Source organism: Lysinibacillus sp. FSL M8-0134, assembly GCF_038069745.1.
GTDB classification, from domain to species: Bacteria; Bacillota; Bacilli; order Bacillales_A; family Planococcaceae; genus Lysinibacillus; species Lysinibacillus irui.
Genome location: NZ_JBBPAJ010000001.1, coordinates 2,405,953 through 2,426,785, shown reverse-complemented (window position 1 = coordinate 2,426,785; position 20,833 = coordinate 2,405,953). Strand labels below are relative to the sequence as shown.

Annotated in this window: 22 protein-coding genes and 2 pseudogenes; 13 read left to right on the top strand and 11 right to left on the bottom strand. The window is 36.5% G+C overall.

Features of this window, described 5'->3' with window-relative positions; genetic code table 11:
- The first annotated feature begins 20 nt into the window (after positions 1 to 20).
- The 3 genes from MKY49_RS12410 to MKY49_RS12400 all read left to right on the top strand — a co-directional run bounded on the left by MKY49_RS12410 (position 21) and on the right by MKY49_RS12400 (position 2,260).
- On the top strand, positions 21 to 371 hold the full coding sequence (locus MKY49_RS12410) for a PadR family transcriptional regulator (RefSeq protein ID WP_274793260.1): 351 nt from the start codon (positions 21 to 23) through the stop codon (positions 369 to 371).
- Positions 358 to 1,356: a hypothetical protein gene (locus MKY49_RS12405; RefSeq protein WP_274793259.1), complete on the top strand. Its 999-nt coding sequence runs from the start codon at positions 358 to 360 to the stop codon at positions 1,354 to 1,356. Before MKY49_RS12410 ends, MKY49_RS12405 begins: the two co-directional genes overlap by 14 nt.
- A gap of 511 nt (positions 1,357 to 1,867) precedes the next feature.
- Positions 1,868 to 2,260 carry a RidA family protein gene (locus MKY49_RS12400; protein WP_341386387.1) on the top strand — a complete coding sequence of 131 codons (393 nt, stop codon included), beginning with the start codon at positions 1,868 to 1,870 and terminating at the stop codon, positions 2,258 to 2,260.
- A 58-nt stretch (positions 2,261 to 2,318) separates the two neighbouring features.
- On the opposite strand, the gene MKY49_RS12395 is transcribed toward MKY49_RS12400, so the two are convergent.
- The 3 genes from MKY49_RS12395 to MKY49_RS12385 form a co-directional block, all read right to left on the bottom strand.
- Entirely contained in the window at positions 2,319 to 2,564 is a 246-nt protein-coding gene (locus MKY49_RS12395; protein ID WP_274793257.1) for a hypothetical protein, read from the bottom strand.
- A gap of 239 nt (positions 2,565 to 2,803) precedes the next feature.
- Positions 2,804 to 3,844 carry a DUF418 domain-containing protein gene (locus MKY49_RS12390; protein ID WP_341386386.1) on the bottom strand — a complete coding sequence of 347 codons (1,041 nt, stop codon included), beginning with the start codon at positions 3,842 to 3,844 and terminating at the stop codon, positions 2,804 to 2,806.
- Positions 3,845 to 3,940: 96 nt separating this feature from the next.
- On the bottom strand, positions 3,941 to 4,891 hold the full coding sequence (locus MKY49_RS12385) for a helix-turn-helix transcriptional regulator (protein WP_322610691.1): 951 nt from the start codon (positions 4,889 to 4,891) through the stop codon (positions 3,941 to 3,943).
- 101 nt (positions 4,892 to 4,992) lie between these two features.
- Here MKY49_RS12385 and MKY49_RS12380 point away from each other — a divergent pair, with 101 nt between their 5' ends.
- Complete coding sequence (locus tag MKY49_RS12380) at positions 4,993 to 5,523, top strand: dihydrofolate reductase family protein (RefSeq protein ID WP_341386385.1); 531 nt, start codon at positions 4,993 to 4,995, stop codon at positions 5,521 to 5,523.
- Between the two features lie 344 nt (positions 5,524 to 5,867).
- Here MKY49_RS12380 and MKY49_RS12375 read toward each other — a convergent pair whose 3' ends face one another.
- Positions 5,868 to 6,317: a class I SAM-dependent methyltransferase gene (locus tag MKY49_RS12375; RefSeq protein WP_341386384.1), complete on the bottom strand. Its 450-nt coding sequence runs from the start codon at positions 6,315 to 6,317 to the stop codon at positions 5,868 to 5,870.
- A gap of 92 nt (positions 6,318 to 6,409) precedes the next feature.
- Between MKY49_RS12375 and MKY49_RS12370 the strand changes: the two genes are divergently transcribed.
- Positions 6,410 to 6,928: an AAA family ATPase gene (locus MKY49_RS12370; protein ID WP_341386383.1), complete on the top strand. Its 519-nt coding sequence runs from the start codon at positions 6,410 to 6,412 to the stop codon at positions 6,926 to 6,928.
- Between the two features lie 18 nt (positions 6,929 to 6,946).
- On the opposite strand, the gene ku is transcribed toward MKY49_RS12370, so the two are convergent.
- Positions 6,947 to 7,768: a non-homologous end joining protein Ku gene (gene ku, locus MKY49_RS12365; protein ID WP_274793252.1), complete on the bottom strand. Its 822-nt coding sequence runs from the start codon at positions 7,766 to 7,768 to the stop codon at positions 6,947 to 6,949.
- Between the two features lie 106 nt (positions 7,769 to 7,874).
- Between ku and MKY49_RS12360 the strand changes: the two genes are divergently transcribed.
- Positions 7,875 to 9,692 (top strand): DNA ligase D, encoded by a 1,818-nt coding sequence (locus MKY49_RS12360; RefSeq protein ID WP_341386382.1) that lies wholly within the window; start codon positions 7,875 to 7,877, stop codon positions 9,690 to 9,692.
- A 6-nt stretch (positions 9,693 to 9,698) separates the two neighbouring features.
- Here MKY49_RS12360 and MKY49_RS12355 read toward each other — a convergent pair whose 3' ends face one another.
- Both MKY49_RS12355 and MKY49_RS12350 read right to left on the bottom strand, forming a co-directional pair.
- The gene (locus tag MKY49_RS12355; protein WP_341386381.1) at positions 9,699 to 9,971 is read right to left on the bottom strand and encodes a hypothetical protein; all 273 of its coding nucleotides are present in this window, start codon (positions 9,969 to 9,971) and stop codon (positions 9,699 to 9,701) included.
- Positions 9,972 to 10,761: 790 nt separating this feature from the next.
- Entirely contained in the window at positions 10,762 to 11,724 is a 963-nt protein-coding gene (locus MKY49_RS12350) for an MBL fold metallo-hydrolase (protein ID WP_274793250.1), read from the bottom strand.
- 137 nt (positions 11,725 to 11,861) lie between these two features.
- On the opposite strand from MKY49_RS12350, the gene MKY49_RS12345 reads away from it, so the two are divergent.
- The 7 genes and pseudogenes from MKY49_RS12345 to MKY49_RS12315 all read left to right on the top strand — a co-directional run bounded on the left by MKY49_RS12345 (position 11,862) and on the right by MKY49_RS12315 (position 17,365).
- Positions 11,862 to 13,337 (top strand): methyl-accepting chemotaxis protein, encoded by a 1,476-nt coding sequence (locus MKY49_RS12345; protein ID WP_341386380.1) that lies wholly within the window; start codon positions 11,862 to 11,864, stop codon positions 13,335 to 13,337.
- A gap of 76 nt (positions 13,338 to 13,413) precedes the next feature.
- Entirely contained in the window at positions 13,414 to 13,647 is a 234-nt protein-coding gene (locus tag MKY49_RS12340) for a hypothetical protein (RefSeq protein WP_322606507.1), read from the top strand.
- A 40-nt stretch (positions 13,648 to 13,687) separates the two neighbouring features.
- Complete coding sequence (locus MKY49_RS12335; protein ID WP_274793247.1) at positions 13,688 to 14,161, top strand: GNAT family N-acetyltransferase; 474 nt, start codon at positions 13,688 to 13,690, stop codon at positions 14,159 to 14,161.
- A gap of 46 nt (positions 14,162 to 14,207) precedes the next feature.
- On the top strand, positions 14,208 to 14,861 hold the full coding sequence (locus tag MKY49_RS12330) for a hypothetical protein (protein ID WP_341386379.1): 654 nt from the start codon (positions 14,208 to 14,210) through the stop codon (positions 14,859 to 14,861).
- Between the two features lie 108 nt (positions 14,862 to 14,969).
- A complete protein-coding gene (locus tag MKY49_RS12325) occupies positions 14,970 to 15,719 on the top strand; it encodes an SDR family oxidoreductase (RefSeq protein WP_274793244.1) in 750 nt (249 codons plus the stop codon).
- Between the two features lie 91 nt (positions 15,720 to 15,810).
- Positions 15,811 to 16,842, top strand: a pseudogene (locus tag MKY49_RS12320) (serine hydrolase domain-containing protein).
- A gap of 73 nt (positions 16,843 to 16,915) precedes the next feature.
- On the top strand, positions 16,916 to 17,365 hold the full coding sequence (locus MKY49_RS12315) for a hypothetical protein (protein ID WP_274793242.1): 450 nt from the start codon (positions 16,916 to 16,918) through the stop codon (positions 17,363 to 17,365).
- Between the two features lie 82 nt (positions 17,366 to 17,447).
- Here the strand turns inward: MKY49_RS12315 and MKY49_RS12310 are convergent.
- The 4 genes and pseudogenes from MKY49_RS12310 to MKY49_RS12295 all read right to left on the bottom strand — a co-directional run.
- Positions 17,448 to 17,756 (bottom strand): annotated as a pseudogene (locus tag MKY49_RS12310) (IS5/IS1182 family transposase); the annotation flags it as partial.
- 318 nt (positions 17,757 to 18,074) lie between these two features.
- Entirely contained in the window at positions 18,075 to 18,551 is a 477-nt protein-coding gene (locus MKY49_RS12305) for a hypothetical protein (RefSeq protein WP_322606503.1), read from the bottom strand.
- Positions 18,533 to 18,922 carry a hypothetical protein gene (locus MKY49_RS12300; protein ID WP_274793240.1) on the bottom strand — a complete coding sequence of 130 codons (390 nt, stop codon included), beginning with the start codon at positions 18,920 to 18,922 and terminating at the stop codon, positions 18,533 to 18,535. Before MKY49_RS12300 ends, MKY49_RS12305 begins: the two co-directional genes overlap by 19 nt.
- Positions 18,879 to 20,003, bottom strand: coding sequence for a hypothetical protein (locus MKY49_RS12295; protein WP_274793239.1), 1,125 nt, complete (start codon positions 20,001 to 20,003; stop codon positions 18,879 to 18,881). Before MKY49_RS12295 ends, MKY49_RS12300 begins: the two co-directional genes overlap by 44 nt.
- Positions 20,004 to 20,833 lie beyond the last annotated feature (830 nt).

The window sequence follows — 20,833 nt, the reverse complement described above, 5'->3', positions numbered from 1 at the left end:
TATAAAATTGAGGTGGGTGAATGAGCACTTTATTGAATTCATTAACGACAGAACTTAGGAGGGGAACGCTGACATTAGCGGTATTAAGTCAATTACGAACACCACAATATGGATATTCACTTGTTCAATTATTGGAGAATTCGGGCATTACCATCGATCAAAGCACCTTATATCCATTGCTTCGCCGTTTAGAAAAACAGGAGTTAGTAACGAGTAATTGGGATACATCTGAAAGTAGACCGCGTAAGTACTATGTATTAAGTGAATATGGTTTAGACATTTTTTTGCAATTAAAACGAGAATGGATTAACAATTCAAAAGAACTATATGAGTTATTAAAAGGGGATGATGATAACGATGAATCTGATTGATATTTATATTCAAGAGGTCACTCGGAGGTTGCCCGAAAAAAATCGGGAGGACATCGCACTAGAGTTACGGTCAACTATTGGGGATATGTTGCCTGATGATTACAGCAAGGATGATGTAAAGGGGGTTCTTGAAAAGTTAGGAAATCCAGCAGCATTAGCAAGTGGTTATCGAGATCAGCCAATGCATTTAATTGGCCCACGCTATTTTGATGTATATCTATCATTATTAAAAATGATTTTACCAATTGCTGCTGTGATTGCGGTTATTTCGATGTTTGCTGAATACTTTATTGGTTTTGATGAAGGAGAAGCGATCATTAATGTTGTCCTCACTAGTATTGGTGAAGGAATTTGGAGTATCATCGAAGTAGGAATCCACGTCTTTTTTTGGCTAACAGTCGTTTTTGCCATTATCGAACGAACAGATAAAGGAAAAGATCCGCAACCATTGTCAGCGAGTTTAAAAAAATGGACCCCTGATGATTTGAATAACATCACGTATATTCCTAAGAAAAAAGCCATTACAAAGCTTGAAGTGTTTGGTTATTTAATGTGGACAGCGTTTTGGGCAACCCTTTATTTTTATGCAAACCATCTTCTAGGTGTATATGAAGGTGGGGGAAATGGACTTAAATTCGTAATTCCAGCTTTTAATCAGGATATTTTACTTCATTATTGGCCAATTGTTATCGTTGTCATTGCTCTTGAAATTGGGTTAGCTCTCTACAAATTGCTAAAAGGACAATGGACGAAAAAAATGGCCATCTTTAATACTATTGTTGAGCTTTTCGCAACCGTTGTTTTCATTGTTTTATTAAGCAATCCGAATTTAATGAACGAAGAATTTATCTCGTACATGAGTCATTTATTTACCACATCAACGAAGCAATTTGAAATATGGATAGTTGGCGGGGTAATCATTATATTTGTTGTATATGCGGCAATCAGTATATTCGATGGCTTCCGTAAGGCTAGAATCCGTTAATTCAATTTTATTTTGAAAGATTGAAGTATAGTTGATCTTTTTCTATAAACGTTAGATTGTTCAGAAAATGTTCAGAATACTATGTTATTCTATAAATGAACACGCATATTAACAAAAAACTAGGTACCTCCTATAAGAGGTACCTAGTTTTTTTAGCTTACAGGGTCACTTGGGATGGAGTAACCCTAGTAACAATTTCGGAGGTGTAAGGCTAATTTAGCTTTACACTATTATATATATGATGTATTCGTTATGGTTAAATAGTTAATTGCCTGAGAAATAATGAAAAATATCTTATAAATATTTGCGCAATTTTATTGAATTTTAAGGATAGAAATGGTAAGTTGAAAATAACTTTAGGTAAAAGGAGGAGAATTCACATGAAAAAAAGATCAATTCGTTTTTTACGCATGGGTATTGGATTCTCTACTGCTGTTTTTTTCTAAAATTGATCAACAAGGGTGAAGTCTGCCCTTTTTTAGAAAAATAATAACCTAAAGGAGATCTAACTATGAAATCAAAACTAACTCGTAAAAATCCTATGCAAGTGCCAAGTCCTGTTGGAAAGTATAGTCATGTAACCATTATTCCTAAAGATGCAACGATGTATGCATTTTCTGGTCAGATAGGGGTTGGACAAGACGATCAATTGCCACAGACATTGCATGAGCAAATTGCCAATACGCTAAAAAATATTGAAATGATTTTAACAGCGGAGGGAATGGATGCCACGCAGGTAGTGAAAGTAAATATTTGGGCGACAGAGGAGATAGATTGGGATTATTTCTATCAACAATGGGAAGCGATGTTTAATGATTCCTATCCCTCTATGACTATAGCCTACGTATCGGCACTAGGATTACCAGCCATTAAAATAGAAATTGAAATTTGGGCAGCTAAATAACATGAAAAATCGACAATATCCAATTGGGTATTGTCGATTTTTGGTATGAGTTTTAATATTAACGCAACATTCTTTTTAATTGCTTCATTTCATAATTTAATTCGTCAATTTGCTTTTGTAGTTTGTCAATGTCATCACGATTACTCTCATTTTCTTTCAATTCATCCTCTAAAGCAAGGCCAGCTGCAATGGTTGCTAGTGCATCACCAAGTGTTGTAATAGCTCCTGCAATCACGGCCAGCTTAGCTGCCTGACTCACAGAATCACTTGCCTCACTATTCCGATAGCCCTTGTTATTTTTCATACAATCCTCCCTACAAAAAAGGGTTTTATTTGCATAGTATGCAATGGGTATGTGGCAGGTGAAGCATAATGCTTGCTGCATATAATAAAAAAGGTCACTTATGTTGCGATAAGTGACCAAATAATATGGGGATGTGTTTCTTGCTGAAGATATGAGCAAAGATGGAAAGCGAGTAGGGTACATTACCAATATATGACGTTTAACGCCATGCTGATAGGTATTTATCATTGACTAAAAAATTAATCGATGTTTTTTCTATGTCGTAGAGGAGGGACTGTCCAATAGGTACCCATTCGCCAGAGCCATTCCATTGGCCCGAAGCGGAAAAAGTGTAACCATCCTTTACTAAAGAGCAATTGGAAAACATAAATCCCTAGACAAATCCATAATGATTCGATGAAACGAAGCTGACCAATTAGATCGAATGCATGCCCAATGACCAGAATAAGTGCTGTTTGCCCTAAATAATTAGTTAAAGCCATCCGACCATAGGCTTTTAACGGTGATAATAGGCGCTGGAATAGAGGGCTCTGTAGTAATAGGATGATTGCTCCCATATAAAATGCTGACACTATTGGACTAATCTGTAGACCTATTAATGTAAATTGCTCTACATTTATGATATGTTCTTCTAATTGATCCTTGGACAATTGGTCGAAGTTGACATTGGCTTCAGGCACATACTGCCATTGATAAAACCAACTAGCAATACTGATACAGAACATTACAATTGTTGCAAGCATCAATTTATTACGATGAATAGAAATATTTTCAAATAAACGATATTGACCAGCTGCTAGACCTAGTAGAATAAGTGGAAATGGCATCGCAATTTTTATGCCAAAATAAGCTGTAAGGGCCAATAGCAATAAACCGATAATTACATTGATTTCTTTACGCATTTTATAAAAAGGTAGGGCTATAAAACCAAAAATGGCATAAATGGTTAGTGCTTCACCAGGTTGAAAATAGAAATGGACAAGCCCCATAAGTAATAAAATGAAAAGTCTTCGGCTAAATAAGGCATAAGCTTTCTCGTTTCTAGCCATAGCACGTGAAATAAAAAGGTAGAATCCTACTCCAAATAAAAAGGAAAAAATAATGAAAAATTTACCTTCTATAAAAAGTGTTAAAAAGCGATTATAGGCAATATCGCTTGCTAGTGTAGGTGGTTCAATCCACATTAATGAGGGGATATTCACTAAAATAATACCGAGTAAGGCGAACCCTCTTAAATAATCTAACGTATCAATACGTGTGTTGTTGTCGGTTGGTTGCAACAGTCATCTCCTCCTTCATGATCAATTATAAGGAAGGTCACTAAAAAGTAATAACGATGAACGTTACGTGAATCTGACAAAATTGTCACTTGAAATTTAGATGTCGCGTTGTTCTGGATAAATCGATAATAGGTCATGCGCCTGTTTTCGTATAAGTTGGATTAGTTCTTGTGGTTCTTTTACAATGGCGTGCTGGCCAAGACGGAAGAAAAGGGAGCTAATAAAATGAAGCTCTCCTTTATCGATCATCATCTCAATAAACCCCGTCCCATCACTTGAACGAACAACTGCCTTTTCAAGGTTCGGCTCACTTAAACATTGGCGCACACCCTCTCTAGTTAATTCCACATATAAACGAATAGGCTGTTGAGGCTCATAGTCACTCTCTAGCCATTGCTGCAAATTAATGGTAGAATCAGGGTTCTTATCGCTGACTTCTATGGAATGAATACGGTCTATTCGAAATAAGAGAATTTTTTCAAATGGTGCATGAAGGGCAGGCATATACCATAAGCCATCATGAGCATACACACCAATAGGCTGGACATGCTTTGTCGTGATTCCAGATTTTGATTCATATTGGATATGTAATTGTTCCTGGTTGATTATTGCTTCTAACACGTCTGTTAATAGTGGTGTTTCTATTGTTCGCTTAGGGTTCCAAAAGGCAATATAGGATTGAAGCGTATCTACCTTTTTTTTCGCTTCTTGCTGCAAGGAGTCATACAGCTTTTGAGATACAGATTTCATTTCCGTATTAAAAGGTAGATCCCGGTAATAATGAAGAGATTGAAAAGCGAAAAATATGGCTACCGCTTCTTCCTCTGTAAATAGAATAGGAGGAAGAAGCGTGCTCGAAAGTACTGTGTAGCCACCGTTTCTCCCTTGTTCCGCGTAAATAGGCAGGCCCATATCACTTAAATCTAACAAATAACGATGCACGGTTCGCACAGAAATATTAAAATCATCTGCAATTTCCTGCGCCGTAAATTTCTTTTTAGCACTGATATATAGCAAAATATCAATTAAACGTTTAGCTTTGGACATATTTTTTCACCTTTTGATTTAATCATGCCAGTAGTTGTCATGTTTTATAGTTAGTATAGACGTTGTACAAGTGATTATCAAAAAGAAGAGGAGTTGACATGATGTCACGAGAAATAGTGGTATTTATCGCAGCGAGTTTAGATGGCTTTATAGCTAAGGAAAATGATGATTTACAGTGGCTAGAAGAAACAGAGGGAGAAGGAGATAACGGCTATTCGGATATGTATCAAACCATTGATACCGTCATTATGGGCAAACGAACATATGATTACATCGTAGAGTATATCGAGCCTTTTCCATATACAGACAAGAAATGCTATGTGTTTACTACAACTCAAACGGAGAAAAATGAGCACGTTGAATTTGTCCAAGAGGATGTTGTAACTTTTACTAAACAGTTAAAAGCACAACAAGGCGCAAAAATCTGGATGGTTGGTGGAGCCTCTATACTAGATGCCTTTTTACAGGAACAGTTAATTGATGAATGGATTGTTACGATTACACCACATTTGCTGGGATCGGGTATCCCACTGTTTAAATATCCACGTCCTTTTGAAGAGTTAAAACTACTCGAAACTAAACGATATGGTCAAATGGTGCAAATGCATTATCAGGTAAGGGAAGAGGCTTAAGGTAGCCTCTTTTTTTCATGGTTTTTGCAAAAATCAAAGACTTTATAATAAACGAGCATGGACAACCATAGAAGGACTTAGTGCATGAAATTCACTTCTTTGCCAGGAACCGTAAAGATGTTTCAACTCAAACCCGTTTTGCTGTAATAGTCTAGTCATTTCCATAGGATATGTGTAGCGCAGTAATATGGCATCTTCGAAAGTTTGTTGCCCTTGTTGATGAACAGCACGGCACGTTAATATTTGCGTGACAGGATTATATTCTTCACGATGGAACGTCTTTCTATTTTCACCGTTGCTAGTGATTGTTTGTTCTTTGTATTCATCAACGGCGGATAACTCATTTAAAATGGCATTTCTCGTATCAAAAAGAAATGACCCCCTGGTTGTAAATGCTTCTTCACAGATTGCAATAAAGCATTTTGACTTTCATTTGTTAAAAAGTCCTGAAATGAATTGCCTGTCATATAAATAAAATTAGTCGTTATAGGTAATTGTAGTTGTGTACAATCTTGTAAGCTAAATTGGATTTGCACACCTCGTTTACTGGCTTTTTCGATCGCGTGCTGGATCATTCCTTCATGTAGATCTACCCCAAAGACAGGAATACCCCGTGCAGCTAATGGAATAGCTATACGTCCTGTCCCGCATGCTAATTCGATAATGGGCTCTTTTTTCGTACCTATATAGTCCTGAATATAATGAAGATCGTCTTGATAATTAGCATAGAGATTATCATATTCGGTTGGGTCATTATATTTTTGTAAATTATGCTCGAATTCATGGTAGAACATTTTTATCCTCCTATTTTCCTTTGCTAGAATCATTGTATAATAAAGGGAATATTTCTACAAAGATACATAGGGTAAAGGGGCGTTCGGGGATAATGGCAATTCCACAAAAAATACATATCATTGGGTCCGTTGGCAGTGGGAAAACAACATTAGCAAAGGAATTAGCTAAAACCTATCACATCCCCTATTATGAGTTGGATAATGTTGTTTGGATTAGAAAAGAAACAGGGGATAGTATGAGAACGGAACAAGAAAGAATGGCGTATTTACAAAGTATTGTCCAGACAGACTCTTGGATTATTGAAGGAATTCATCAAGAGGAGTGGGTAATCCAGAGCTTTCAGCAAGCAGACTGCATCATCTTTCTTGATACTCCCTATAAAATCCGTATTTTTCGCATTATTAAAAGGTTTGTGAAACAAAAAATCGGTATTGAAAAAGCCCATTACCAACCAACTTTTTCTATTTTCTTCAAAATGTTTCGTTGGAATAAACGTTTTGAGCTAAAGGGTAAACCTAAATTTTTCAAACAACAGGGGGATGTATTGGATAAGCTGTTAGTGGTACAACATAAAAAGGATGTAGATAACTATTTCGAGCGTATCCTGTAGAAAGGATACGCTCTCTTTTTAAGCATTTTTCTTTGTGCGGGTGGTGCGTTTTCTTGGAGCGGGCTTCTTCGTTTTATCTAAGGAAGCCTGCAGTGCTGTCATTAAATCTGTGACATTATCGGGAATTGGTCGTTGTTTATCACTTGCAGCGATTGTATTCGTAGCTTTCTTTTCTTCGATTAGTTCTAGTAGAGCGTTGCGATAATCGTCAGTATATTTTTCAGGGTTAAAGGTAGTGGTTAGCTGATCTACAAGCATGAGAGCTGTTTCAAGCTCCTTCGGCACCACGTCTTGCTCACTAGGTATATTGGGCACGTCGCCAACACTTCTCACTTCATCTGGATAATGAATTGTTTCCATGACGAGTGCATTTTGATAAACTCGCACAACGGCAAGCTGTTCTTTTGATCGAATAATAATTTTCGCGATACCAATTTTTCCTGATTGCTCTAATGTTTTACGCAATAGGGAATAGGCTTTAGCACCGGTTGAATCAGGAGATAAGAAATAGGTACGTTCAAAATATATCGGATCGATTTCGGTTAATTGAACAAAATCAATAATTTCTACAGCCTTCTCTTCATTTTCCTTACGTAGGTTTTCTAAATCCTCTTGATCCAAGACAACAAATTTATTTTTTGTATATTCGTAAGCCTTAACAATATCCTCATCTTTTACTTCCTGATTACAGCCTTCACAAACCTTTTTGTAGCTAATAGGTGTATGGCATTCTTTGTGAAGCTGACGCAATTTAATATCTTTATTTTCAGTAGCGGCATGTAGTTTAACTGGGATATTGACTAAACCAAAGGAAATACTGCCTTTCCACACTGTATGCATGTTTGTCACCTCGTTTTTCTTACTATGATGTATTTTGCAGCTTTTTATGTATTGTAAATTGAAATCGTCAAACACTGTAGATAAAAAACAAAGTAGGTAGTGTTGAATGAAACCAATGCTTTTAACGGAATCAAACGATATTCCAAATGGGGATGAGTGGTTATATGAAACGAAATATGATGGTTTTCGTTGCCTATTAATATGGGATGAACAGCCGATACTCATGAGCCGAAATGGTCGCAATTTAAACTACTTGTTTCCTGAGATTTTAGCTTTCTGTCAGCAAATATATGCATCTGTAAAGGCTTTTTTGCCAATAACCTTGGATGGAGAGATTGTTTATTTAAGCAATCATTATAAAAGTGAATTTGCAGTTGTTCAAAAAAGAGGGAGAATGCAAAATGAGGACGTCATAGAGGCACATGCAAAGACCTTTCCTTTTCGTTATCTCGTATTTGATGTATTAATTTTTAAGGGGGAGTCCCTTCACAATCGCTATTTAAAAACAAGGAAGGAGCAATTGACGAAGTTTGCTTCAAAGGTACTATTACCGAGCGTCGACTTTGAGGATAGAGGCTCGATTCAAATTGTAGAGGGGGAGGAAGAGAGCGAGAATTTATGGCAGGCAATAAAGGTTTACAATGGCGAGGGCATGGTGGCAAAGAAGAAAACAAGTAAGTGGCTGGAAAACACTCGTTCAAATCATTGGTTAAAAATTAAAAATTGGCGATATGTGACGGTTGTAGTCACACAATATAACCATAGCAATGGCTTTTTTCATGGCTCAATTTATAAGGATGGTCAATTGCGCGAGGTTGTGACGTTTAAACATGGTATGACAGAAGAAGAGCACCAAACACTTGTTACATTTTTTCAGACCAATGGACAGCGCCAAAAAGAGTTATGGCATCTAGAACCATCTATTTGTATCGACGTTGCTTGTATTGATTTTGATGGTAGTAAGCTCCGGGAACCTAGATTTCATGCCTTTCGATTGGAACAAACACCGGAGGATTGTCAATGGCAGCACATGCAACGACAGCTTTTTCCGATTCCCGATTCTGTGCCTATTACTCACCCAGACAAACCTGTTTGGCCAGAAATTGGCATAACGAAGGATCACTATTTGTCCTATTTACAAAGCATGTCACCATATTTATTACCCTTTCTAAAAGACCGTCCTCTCACTTTAATTCGTTTTCCACATGGTGTGCCAGGCGAAAGCTTTTATCAAAAAAGTAAACCAGATAAAATGCCTAACTTTGTGGCAACGGCGGTGATGGATACGATTGATTATATTGTATGTAACAACTTAGAAACTCTGCTGTGGCTAGGTAATCAACTGGCATTGGAGCTGCATATTCCGTTTCAAACTTTCCAATCCATGTACCCGACAGAAATAGTTTTCGATTTAGACCCACCCTCAGCTGAACATTTTTCATTAGCTGTAGCTGGTGCACTGGATTTAAAAAATATCATTGACTATTTTCAGCTACAATCATTTGTCAAAACATCAGGTGGAAAAGGCTTACAGCTCTATATACCGCTACCAACCAACACCTTTACCTATGAGGAGGTTCGGGTGTTTACAGAATTTGTTTGTCGATTTTTATGTGAGCAAAAGCCAAATTTGTATACAATTGAGCGATTAAAAAAGAATCGCCATGAAAAATTATATTTAGATTACGTGCAGCATGCAGAGGGGAAGACCATCATTGCCCCCTATTCTACGAGAGGCAATCCAAAGGGCTTAGTCGCAACACCTCTAAATTGGGATGAAGTTAATGAAAACTTAAAACCAGAGTTCTTCACGATTCCCGCTGTCATAGAGCGCATGAAAAAAATAGGGAATCCCTTTCAAACATTTCGAGAGGTAGGGGAGAAGCAGGATTTTCGAGCTGTATTGGCTCAATTAAAACAATAATTTTCCTTATAAATTTTTTAACCAGCTTAGGACACGAACAATTTGAAATGGCTCCGCTACTGAAGGAATGAAACTCACAAGGAAAAACATAGTGATCGGGATAAGCTTTAGAAAACCTTGCTCCTTTTTTAAAAAGGCTCCAATACTCATAACAAAGCTCAATAATAAACAAGCAAATCCAACAAACATTAGCCACTCTAACCCATGAGCAAGGAAATAGGCGAGACTAAGCAGTAAAACAGCAATGACAGTGAAAAATAAAGCAAGTTTTGGCCACATAATAAGTAACCTCCTTTTTCGTTAATTATAATACCAATTTATAGGAGCGAAAAGAAAGGCAGAGTAGGAGTCGTTTGAGAATGGTGATGATCACTTTGGGATGAGATATGAGCGTTTCGAGGAGAGTTACGATCACATTTGACCGAGGTATGAGCGTTTCGAGCAGAGTTACGATCACATTTGACCAAGATACGTGGAGTTACGATCACATTTGACCGAGATACGAGCAGTTTGAGGAGAGATATGATCACATTTGACCGAGGTATGAGCGTTTCGAGCAGAGTTACGATCACATTTGACCGAGGTATGAGCGGTTTGAGGAGAGATATGATCACTTTTGACCGAGATATGAGCGTTTCGAGCAGAGTTACGATCACTATTGACCGAGGTATGAGCGTTTCAAGCGTAGTTATGATCACATTTGACCGAGATATGAGCGTTTCGAGGAGAGTTACGATCACATTTGACCGAGATACGAGCGGTTTGAGGAGAGATATGATCACTTTTGACCGAGATATGAGCGTTTCGAGCGGAGTCATGATCACATTTGTCTAAATTAGGAGCGTTTCTAGCAAAGTGATGATCACTTAAGCCTGCAATGGGAATACTCCAATCACAATGTCAAGCGCTTTTGACTCAAGAAGGAGCGCTTCAATCAATAGGATGATCAACCTCAGTCCCAAATAGAAGCGTATCCATCAAAGTCAAAAGCATCAACATTCAAAAGAGAAACTTTACATTCCTTTTAAAAAGAGGTGTCTCCTCATCATGGAGACATCTCTTTTTACTGTTATAGAGGCACTTGTGCATTGACTTTTTCTAAGTAATCTAGTATTCCCATTGACGACACAATGGTATCGAAAGGAATCGTTTGATAGACTGGATGATCTGTTGGAATGCCGTTTTCCTGTAAATAGCTGAATAAAAGCTCCTTTAAGCGAGCATCTAAATAGTGGACTTGCTCCTGGAAGTCGCTTGATGCGGCTTGGGCTTTTTTACCTTCTGCTAAAAAGAGGGGTGTCCAATAGCGCACTTGGCGATAAGCTTCAGCTGGATTTTTATAGGCACCATAATGCCCAAAATATAACTCAGCTGCTTGAAGTTTTTCGTACAACTGAATGGATTGCTCCATTGTTTCTGGGTTGTATTGGTTAGGCGAAGTGGATGGAATAATTAAATCAATTGCTTCTCCATCCATTTCAGGATAACGAACCCCGGTTGTATCCCCTACAAAAAGACCATTGGTAGCGGAATAGAGCATAGATACATGATGTTTTGCATGGCCTTCTGTATGATAGAACGTTAAATGGTGTTGGCCTAAATCTAGACGTTGCTCGTGACTTACTTCAATAATTCGTGCAGCATCAATTGGCACAATCGGATCAAAGAGGCGATCAAATTCAGCTCCATAGACTCCTTTTGCACTGAAAATAAGTCGGCTTGGGTCAATCATGTGAGCTGCCCCTCGTGGATGGACAACTAATTTTGCATTAGGACAGCTTTGCAAAAATAACCCTGCTCCTCCTGCATGGTCTAAATGAATATGTGTCACGATGACATAGTGAATATCCTCTAATGCAATATTTAACTCCTTTAATCCTTCCATTATGTAAGGAACGGATGGGCTTGCAGAAGTTTCAATTAGAGTAATTTTTTCGTCGATTAATAAATAGGAGCTCGTTCGTTGTTCCCGATTTAAATCATGTGTATCAATACAATAAAAATTTGATGCAATTTGTTGAACTCTACTCAATTCATTTTCCTCCTTTAATTTCAAAGATGTATAAAATATGCTTAAATATACAATATTTAGCTACAAAAAGCAGTAGTTATACTATATAATAATAGAAAATTAAACTGAATGTCCATTCATTTTTTAGGGGGATTACAATGGAGCATAAAATTCGTTACGACACGCGGAAGGTCCACCGTGTAAATTTAGCTATTATTTCAATCTTAGCTATTTTAATTTGTGGACCTCTAATCCTATCGAAAGGCATATTATTTTTATTTGTTGGACTAGCCGTCATCACGTTGGCAGTATGTAACTATTTATTGCCAATCAAAACCTATGTCAAAGGCTTTATTTTTGGCTTAATTCCGTCTAGTGTTGTCTTTACCTTATTTTTGCTTGATAGCTTTTCATTAAACAAACATTATATTTTGCTTTGTACGGTGGCTATTATTGCCCTGTATTTTAAAAAGGAATTAATCGTATTCTTTGGGATCTTAACAAACATCAGTTTTTTCATATTATATATGGTTAACTCACCATCTTTACTGGGGCCATTTGATGATATCGTTGTTTTTGTGACACTTTTGGCGATTATGAATGGAGTGATTATTGCCTTTTATTTAATTGCAAAATGGGGCAATGAGCTGATTGAACATGCAGAAATTCAGCAAAATGAGATGCAAGCATCCTACAATCAATTACAAATGACCTTTCAAGAAATTGAAAAAAGTAGTCAGGCTCTGGACGAGCATGTGACACAGTTCCAACAAACAATGCAAAGGATTTCAGGTTCAAGTAAACAAATATTAATCGCCACAGAAGATATTTCTGCCAGTATCCAGCAAGAGTCATCTAGTTTACAAATGATTCATGGCACCATGGGCGATTCGGTTCACTTTGTTAATGAAACATTGACCATCTCGAAGGATACAGTGGCAAGCTCTACTCAGCTTCAGCAAGAAGTATTGGCTGGGTGGGACAAAATGCAGGATGCGATGACACAAATGAGTGTGATGAGTCACGCGATGAGCTCAACGGCGGAAACGGTAAACGAGCTTCAGCATAGTTTGCAAACAGTGGATAGCTTGTTAAAGGGCATCACACATATTGCTCAGCAGACAAATTTATTGGCACTTAATGCAGCCATTGAAGCAGCTAGAGCAGGGGAACATGGGAAAGGATTTGCCATTGTTGCAGATGAGGTGCGTAAGCTAGCAGAAGAAAGCGCCGCTATTACTGTAAGCATTACCAATGTAACGAAAACCTTGTTTGAAAAATCAACGGAGGCACATCAGCGTTCCGAAGACGGTGAAAAAGCGCTTCAGTACGGGGAACAACTGTTACGAGATGTTAGTCATTTCTTCAATGTTTTAAAGGATTCATTTACGCAAACAAATACAGATTTAACTAGAGGAATGAATGAATTAAGCAATGCCATCACACAATTCGAGTCAATTCAAAAGCAAATTGAAAAGCTAAATAAAATGACCGAGCAAAATGCAACGTCTACGGTTGACATATTGCATTCTGTGGAAGAAGAAAATCACCTATTAGTGACGATGACAGATTCAACAAACCGCATTCAGACGTTAAGTGAGACGTTAAAGTCATTAGTCATAGCTAAGGCTTGATCGAATTATTGAAATTGAAATAAATGGTAGGGTAAAATAATAATAGGATTAAACATCCTAGATGGAGGGTATAGAGTTGTTATTCATCAGTATTGTTTTATCCATACCGGTATATGGCTACTGTATATGGAGTTTGTATGATCCAGAGGAAAGCTTTTTATTTTTTGAGCGCTGGCGCTACAAAGAGACGCCAGAGGTTTCCGAATTGCAAATTAAATTAATACGCATTGGTAGTGTGTTTGGTATGGTGATTGTCACCATTTATTTAATTGTGGTAGCGGTGCAAACGTTCGCCCCTTCAGAACCATAGCCAAAATATCATGTAAGAATTGAAAATAAGGAGGTTTTCTATGAATATTCGTAGCTTACAAAGTTCAGATTACTATACTTTATCCCCGTTAATTAATGACTGGTGGGGCGGAAGGAATATGTCAGATAAACTACCTAAATTATTTTTCGATCATTTTACGAATACGAGCCTCATTATGGAAAAGGATGGCGAAATTATTGGTTTTCTAGTCGGCTTTTTATCGCAATCCAACTCAAATGAAGCGTTTATCCACTTTGTTGGAGTCCATCCTGATTACAGAAAACAGAATATTGCCAAAAGACTGTATGATGTTTTCTTTCATGTGGTAAAGCAATATCATCGAAATATTGTCAAATGTGTAACGTCTCCTATTAATGAAGTGTCCATTGCCTTCCATACTAATATGGGGTTTAGAATGGAAAAAGGTGACAAGACAGTGGATGCTATCTCCATTCATAGTAATTATGGCGGTGAAAATCAAGACCGTGTGTTGTTTTATAAGATCCTACCGTAATTAACTTTACAGAATTTGCATATAGTCCCGAATAAGGGGGCTATAGATGTTTATTAATAGAATATTTTCTTTATGGTTTCTACTTGCATTTATTGTTTGTGGTGCATTTGTTTTGTTAGCAAATGCACCTATTCAATATGTTGAAAAATCAACTATTACTATGTCACGAACTAGTAATAATGAATTATTAAGTTATATTCAACAATATCATTTTTTAATTAGTGATATTTTTAATGCCCTTTGTAAAGAATCTTTTAGCTTTCAATTAGACTATGGTGTTCTGCCCAGCGGAAAGATTGAACTGCTAGTGTCCTTACCGGAAGAGATGGACATAGTGGCGAAGAAGAAAATGGAGGAGATTATGTTAAATTGTATCCAGAAAAATGATTTAAATCCAATCTCTTTTCAGCTGACATTGAAGGACCTTTATGAACCGGCAGCAACAGAATCGACTCGACTTAGCTATAATGACGTTATGGCTAATCTATTTGAAACGATGATTGATCAAAACTATGGTGACTTTAGTGTCGAGCACAGCATTACCTCAGAATCTATTCAAGTAATGATTAATTTAACGGAAGATAAAAATGCAGGGATGCAAAAGAAAGCTCAACAGTTAGCGGAAGATATAATTCGACAGCATCGATTTGATGTACAGGCATTTCAAATTGAAGTACAAAATAAGATTGCTATTCATTAGCAATTAGTCGAGCACTTATTTTCAAAGGCTGAGCAGACCATTGTGGTTTTGCTCCTTTTTTTGCTTAAACGTGATGGTTAAATAATTCTTAAAAAATGGAGGGATAACATGAGTAAAAACAAAATTGCAGTCATTACAGGTGCGAGCCATCCACGAGATATTGGAACAGCCATTTGTAGAAGATTAGCTGCTGATGGTGTACATATTTTTTTCACGCACTGGCATGCTGATCATAATTGGATTGGTGAATTTAAAGATGAACTTCTCAGTATGGGGATCATGTGTGAAGAAATGACAATTGATTTATCAGAGACCCAAGCAGCACAAACGATTCTTCAGACGGTCGAAGAAAAACTAGGCGTCCCTTCCATTTTAATTAATAATGCAGCCCATTCCACACAGGATGGCTATGTACAGTTAGATGCCCAGACGCTTGACCAACATTACGCTGTAAATATGCGATCAACATTTCTTCTTTGTGTTGAATTTGCTCGTCTTTTTCAAAAAGCCCATTTCACGTCTGGTCGAATTATAAATATGACATCAGGACAAGAGTTAGGTCCTATGGTGGGAGAGCTAGCCTATGCAGCAACAAAAGGAGCCATATCAGCTTTCACACGAACATTAGCGCAAGAGTTAGCTCCAATAGGAATTACGGTCAATGCAGTGAATCCAGGGCCAACCGACTCGACGTGGATGAATGATGAAATTAGAAAGTACCTGTTACCAAAGTTTCCGATGGGACGTATTGGATCACCTGAAGATGTCGCAAGAGTAATTAGTTTTCTTGCGAGTGAGGAAGCTCAATGGATGACAGGACAAATCATCCATTCAGAAGGAGGCTTTCTACGAGGGTAGACGAGAGAATTGAACAAGATGAGCGAGCCCTTGCAAAAGATGTATAAAAGGCATATAGAAATCTTGCGAACTACAAAAGGAGGAGTTTTCAGTGTTAGCTCAATCATTTGATCATGTGAAAAAATCAGTAGAAAATACTTTTCAAACACTTCATTGTACAGGAGCAGCTCTCGTTTTATTCCATAATAATGAATTACAAGTCGAGCAATATTGGGGGAAGCATTCAAATCAAGAAAATGCACGTTCTATCCAAGCAGATACCAAATTTCATCTTGCCTCATGCCGTAAAAGCTATATTGCGTTTGCGGTTGCCTATGCCATCTATCATGGGTATATTCAGTCATTGGATGATGAGATATCTTTGTATTTATTACCCGACCGCCAAAAGGATGTATACAATGGTATTACGATACGCCATTTAGTAACGCATTCACATGGTCTTGAATATATAGATGGGGAGGATGTTCAGACGTTTGCTCCAGGTACGAGCTGGGCTTATCGGGGTAGAAATATAGAGTTACTATCCGACATTGTAAAATTCTCCACAAAGTGAACGATTGCTGATATTGTCAATGAAGAGGTATTCAAACCTTTACATTTTTCCGAAACGAATTGGTATCATACATTTGATGACACCTTTGTTGAAGTGATTCGGCAACCGAATGACCGTTTTTGGTCAGCTTCTTCAAATTTGGATGGCAGTCAAATGAATATGTATGTCTCCGCAAGAGAATTCGCAAAATGGGGGTTACTTCACCTAAATGAAGGGAATTTGAATGGCAAACAAATGATTCCTCCGGATATTTTAAAATTAGCCACAACGATACATAGTCCTGCATTCTCCAATCCTGACCTTCCAGAAAACGGCTTCTTCTGGTATGTAAAAGGGTCGATGGCCAAGCGTTCAGAAATAGGAGCACTTGTACCAAATGGAGCATTTCAAATTTTGGGATACACTACCGTCACACTGCTTGTCATTCCAAGTGAAAAAATCGTGGCAGTTAGGTCTTTTAATAGTTTTGGCTCTCCAGAGGGGTATGATTACTTGGCAGATGTTCGCAGTTTTGGAGATTCTATTATGGTAGATTTAAATAATAATATCCAAAAAACCTCGAGGCTGTAGATATACAATGCCTCTTCACTTACAATAAATGTGTGTTAATATTAAACAATAATGGTAAGTGAGGGGGAAGTACTTGAAATTCAAATTATTATTTTCTTTTTTGCTAATATTGATCGTATTAGCAGGATGCACAAGCGAAAAAAAGTTTACTGTAGATGATGTAAAAAAAGTAAAGCTAGAATTACTAGAAAAGGAAACCCTTCAAGAAGGAATATCCTATACTATCCAATTGGTGAATGGCAGTGATTATACTATAAAGCAAAATAATGTGTATGTTTCTTTTCCTATTAAACACGGTGAAAGTGGCTATAAAGGGAATGAATATCATGTTGAAGCGACTGGAAATAAATTAAATATTCAACCAGGGGAAAAAATTACATTGACTGTTTTTATGCCATTTGAAGGCTTGGGTGATAAAACTTTGTTTGGTATAGATCATCCTGAAATTAAATTAAGAGGCTATATGGAAACCGTTGATGATGAACATCTATTTACTACTGGAGGATCCTTAATGAAGGATTGAAGCTGTTTCAGGCCATAAAATTTAGGGGTAGATAGCTTTTTCAGATAGTACAATAAAAGACTGAGAAATAGCCTTAAACTTATTGGCTCTTGGTTGTCACTGCGAGATGCCCTTTAAAGCCAAACCAAAACGTATTTTTGCCGTCACTGTTCTTTTTGATGCCCCAATTTGGTTCGATTGGCGCATCTTGCCACAGTGTCTTCAGTGGAGTATCGAGTTGATGCATGATTTCTTTTTCATAAGTCGACTGATTGGCTTTGATTTCTGCTTGTTTCGTAAGCCAATCCTCCCATTCTTCTTTTGATTTTCGTTCACGTTTTTGTGGTGATGCAGGTACTTTTTTCTTTGAAGGTTTCGCCGCATCGCGTGATTCGAAATTTGTGGCAGCGATGTTACAGCTCAGAAATGGATTAAGGGTAGTTGTTTTTTAAAAATCTTTACCGAAGACTCTGAGGGAAATAATAATAGTGGTGGGATAGCCAAATACGATTTCAGTTTGGGGCGATGCTAAAGAAGCTATCCCGAAACTAATAGATAAAGGGATTTAATATCAATGAAAACGATTGAAGGTAAATTTTAAAGTGGGAAATGATCAAAAAACCCCAGTTTAATACTGGGGAAGTGCTGGTTCGCCAGGTTTATAATTCTATAGGATATGAGAGCATTTTAATTGAGGGGTGGATAAAAACGGTTATTCAACACACCTGAATTATTTTAAAGGGATTCCAAGTCCTAAGGCAGAAGCAATAGTTACAAGAGAGGTAATAACACCAAGTATTGCAGTTAATTTCTCTAATGGTTTTTTAGCTTTCTCTTTATCTCCATTGTTTATGTGCGTTTGAAGTAGTTCAAAATGCGCTTCTGCAATTTCATGTTGTTCACCTGATAGGCGTTGAATATCTTCGTGAAGTTGTTTTAACGCACCGCTAATATCATCAGATCGGCTAGAGATCCCTTGATTCAGTGTACCGTTGTTTTCAATCGTGATATTACCTTTATTTTCTCCAAAAGTTAAACCACCATATTTACTAGATTCACCCATATAACCATCTCCTAAAATAATAGTTACTTGCCCGAGTTTCGATACTGTATCTAATAATTGACCAGAATTTTCTTTTTCTAAAATATCTATAATTTCTCTTAAACTCTCAGGTTTATTTTGTTTACTTAACCCCACATTAGCCATTTTGTTATTATTTTTTTTTTGGAAAAACTTTGTTTGAAATCTTCACTTAATTTAATGATTGGAATTGCGTTTAAAGGATCAAAACAATTTTCGGCCCCACAATACTTACAAGTAAGTGAATCCATATTTTCCAATTCATATTTATTGGCAGTTAAAATACTTCTACTACATTCCTCACAGTGGAATTCTAATTCTATAACGAGCGCTTCTTGTTTTTCTAATTCAGATAATTTCTCAATAACTACTCCAAGAGGTAAGCCAGTTATTTCTGCAATATAACTATGGTAAAATTTATCAACTTTACTTATAGCAATTGCCTCGAGTGCATTATCTATTTTTTGAGAAATTTCCCATGGTTTTAAATTGCTCACAACTTTTACCTCGCAGAATCAATTTTTCTCTAATATAATCCAATACATGTTCAGACGCAAATACATTGAACTTAAATGTCTTTGTAGTTACGCCAATTCGAATAGAATATTCTTGTACCACTCCACCAACACTATATTCAAATAGTATTGATCCTTTTTGTTTGGATAGATAAGGCTCTAAATAATTATACAATGGTAAGCCTCTTAACTCTCTAATGCTACCTAATCCAATTGTTTCGAGACCACTTAAAAGTAACAAAGAAAAAGGTGTTGTTTCTAAAATGCTGGTAATATCTTCGCTATTTAAGTTTTGCTCAAGAGCTGATAATTCACCATTAGTATAGTATTCATCAATTGCAGAAAGTATTCTCACAATGGATTTACCTTGTGTTTCTTCAAATGAATTTATTATTCCTGCTGGTCTTCCTGTAGCATCAATAAGCCTTCCTTGAAGAACATCAGCTAAAGGCTCAAGAGTTCCGCCATACTTCTGTAAGAAATCATACTGTTTGAATTCATATTCTTCATCTACAATTTTAGCTAATCCAGCTATGATTTTCTTTGCAACAGCTGAACTTGCTCGTACTTCTATTATTCCCTTAACTTCATCAATATAAACTGTAGTAATTTCATGTTTAATGTATTCTCTACGGTTGGTTAAAAAGTAATCTACATTAACCCCTGTTCTATGAATAAACCTTAAATAATATGCTTGTGAACCTTCGATTTCAGAAGCAGCTATAATAGTAGGTTCAATGGGAACATTTTCGCTATTTGGTGTAATTACTGTTTCGAAAGGGTTGAATGGCATTTTATTAATAATACTTTGTTTAAGTCCAGTTAAACCAGTTGGATTTGTAGTTCGATACCAAACTAAAGAAACGGGCCCAGTAAAAATATTATTACTAATCGTTGTAAGAACATCTCCTTCAATAAGTTCAAAAGCGTCCCATACTCTACTTGCTAATTCATTTACATTACCTGTCGCTTCTAAAGTCATATCACTACAAACCTCTTTAAGTAGAGTTTTGGTCAATTTATTCAAGTCTTGGGGGAAAATTAAAGATTTTATTGTATTCATTTAACACCCTCCAGAATTATATTCTTTATTCGATGAATGTATACCGGATATATTAATTAATATTATATGTTTTGAATACCCAAAAAATTACAAAATAGTATTAATAGAAAGGAGTGGTATGACTTGGAACGTGTATACGCCAAAATGAATAAAAATTATATAGTGTGGAACTTTCACAAAAAGACGAAATGACTTGAGCGTCAAGATTATCTAAGCAATTGGGGATATTTAGATAAGTAAGCAGGTGGAAAAGAAATCATTCTAGAACAATAAAAAGACACTCATTTTTGAAAAAAATGAGTGACTTTCTTCTATAATATTTAAAAATTTCGCGTGGGTATAAAGGGAAGCGTTGAATTATCTTCAATACATTAATTGAAAATCAGATCATGATTTTTCCTAATATTAAAGAATCTGTGTAATTCTGAGTTTACAAACCTTTGTTTAGTAATGATTAACACCTGAAGCTGTTAACTCGTAAACACTATATAATTTGATTTAATGATTCTTCCTAATCGGGATCATGGTATTGGGTGCAGATGTTTATTATATTCGACGACGGTGGGACTAAATTTTGTTCAGTCTTTTTTCTTCTACATTTTTGTGGATTGCTTAGCTTATATACATTTCATATGTTTAAAAAATGTCATTCCTGATTTTTAGTAGTGAGCCACAAATAATCATTCTACAAAAAATGAATAGGAGGGTTTATTTGAACAATAAATTTCCTCGAAAAATACATATCATTGGCTCTAATGGTGGAGTATCCAAAAGGTTGCTTCTTTTTATTTTGTAAATTTGGTATAATTACCAATAAATACAATAATGTT

Coding starts and splice junctions, on each gene's coding strand:
- MKY49_RS12410 (WP_274793260.1), top strand. CDS start 21: ATGAGCACTTTATTGAATTCATTAACGACAGAACTTAGGAGGGGAACG.
- MKY49_RS12405 (WP_274793259.1), top strand. CDS start 358: ATGAATCTGATTGATATTTATATTCAAGAGGTCACTCGGAGGTTGCCC.
- MKY49_RS12400 (WP_341386387.1), top strand. CDS start 1,868: ATGAAATCAAAACTAACTCGTAAAAATCCTATGCAAGTGCCAAGTCCT.
- MKY49_RS12395 (WP_274793257.1), bottom strand. CDS start 2,564: ATGAAAAATAACAAGGGCTATCGGAATAGTGAGGCAAGTGATTCTGTG.
- MKY49_RS12385 (WP_322610691.1), bottom strand. CDS start 4,891: ATGTCCAAAGCTAAACGTTTAATTGATATTTTGCTATATATCAGTGCT.
- MKY49_RS12380 (WP_341386385.1), top strand. CDS start 4,993: ATGTCACGAGAAATAGTGGTATTTATCGCAGCGAGTTTAGATGGCTTT.
- MKY49_RS12375 (WP_341386384.1), bottom strand. CDS start 6,317: ATGTTCTACCATGAATTCGAGCATAATTTACAAAAATATAATGACCCA.
- MKY49_RS12370 (WP_341386383.1), top strand. CDS start 6,410: ATGGCAATTCCACAAAAAATACATATCATTGGGTCCGTTGGCAGTGGG.
- ku (WP_274793252.1), bottom strand. CDS start 7,768: ATGCATACAGTGTGGAAAGGCAGTATTTCCTTTGGTTTAGTCAATATC.
- MKY49_RS12360 (WP_341386382.1), top strand. CDS start 7,875: ATGAAACCAATGCTTTTAACGGAATCAAACGATATTCCAAATGGGGAT.
- MKY49_RS12355 (WP_341386381.1), bottom strand. CDS start 9,971: ATGTGGCCAAAACTTGCTTTATTTTTCACTGTCATTGCTGTTTTACTG.
- MKY49_RS12345 (WP_341386380.1), top strand. CDS start 11,862: ATGGAGCATAAAATTCGTTACGACACGCGGAAGGTCCACCGTGTAAAT.
- MKY49_RS12335 (WP_274793247.1), top strand. CDS start 13,688: ATGAATATTCGTAGCTTACAAAGTTCAGATTACTATACTTTATCCCCG.
- MKY49_RS12330 (WP_341386379.1), top strand. CDS start 14,208: ATGTTTATTAATAGAATATTTTCTTTATGGTTTCTACTTGCATTTATT.
- MKY49_RS12325 (WP_274793244.1), top strand. CDS start 14,970: ATGAGTAAAAACAAAATTGCAGTCATTACAGGTGCGAGCCATCCACGA.
- MKY49_RS12305 (WP_322606503.1), bottom strand. CDS start 18,551: ATGGCTAATGTGGGGTTAAGTAAACAAAATAAACCTGAGAGTTTAAGA.
- MKY49_RS12295 (WP_274793239.1), bottom strand. CDS start 20,003: ATGAATACAATAAAATCTTTAATTTTCCCCCAAGACTTGAATAAATTG.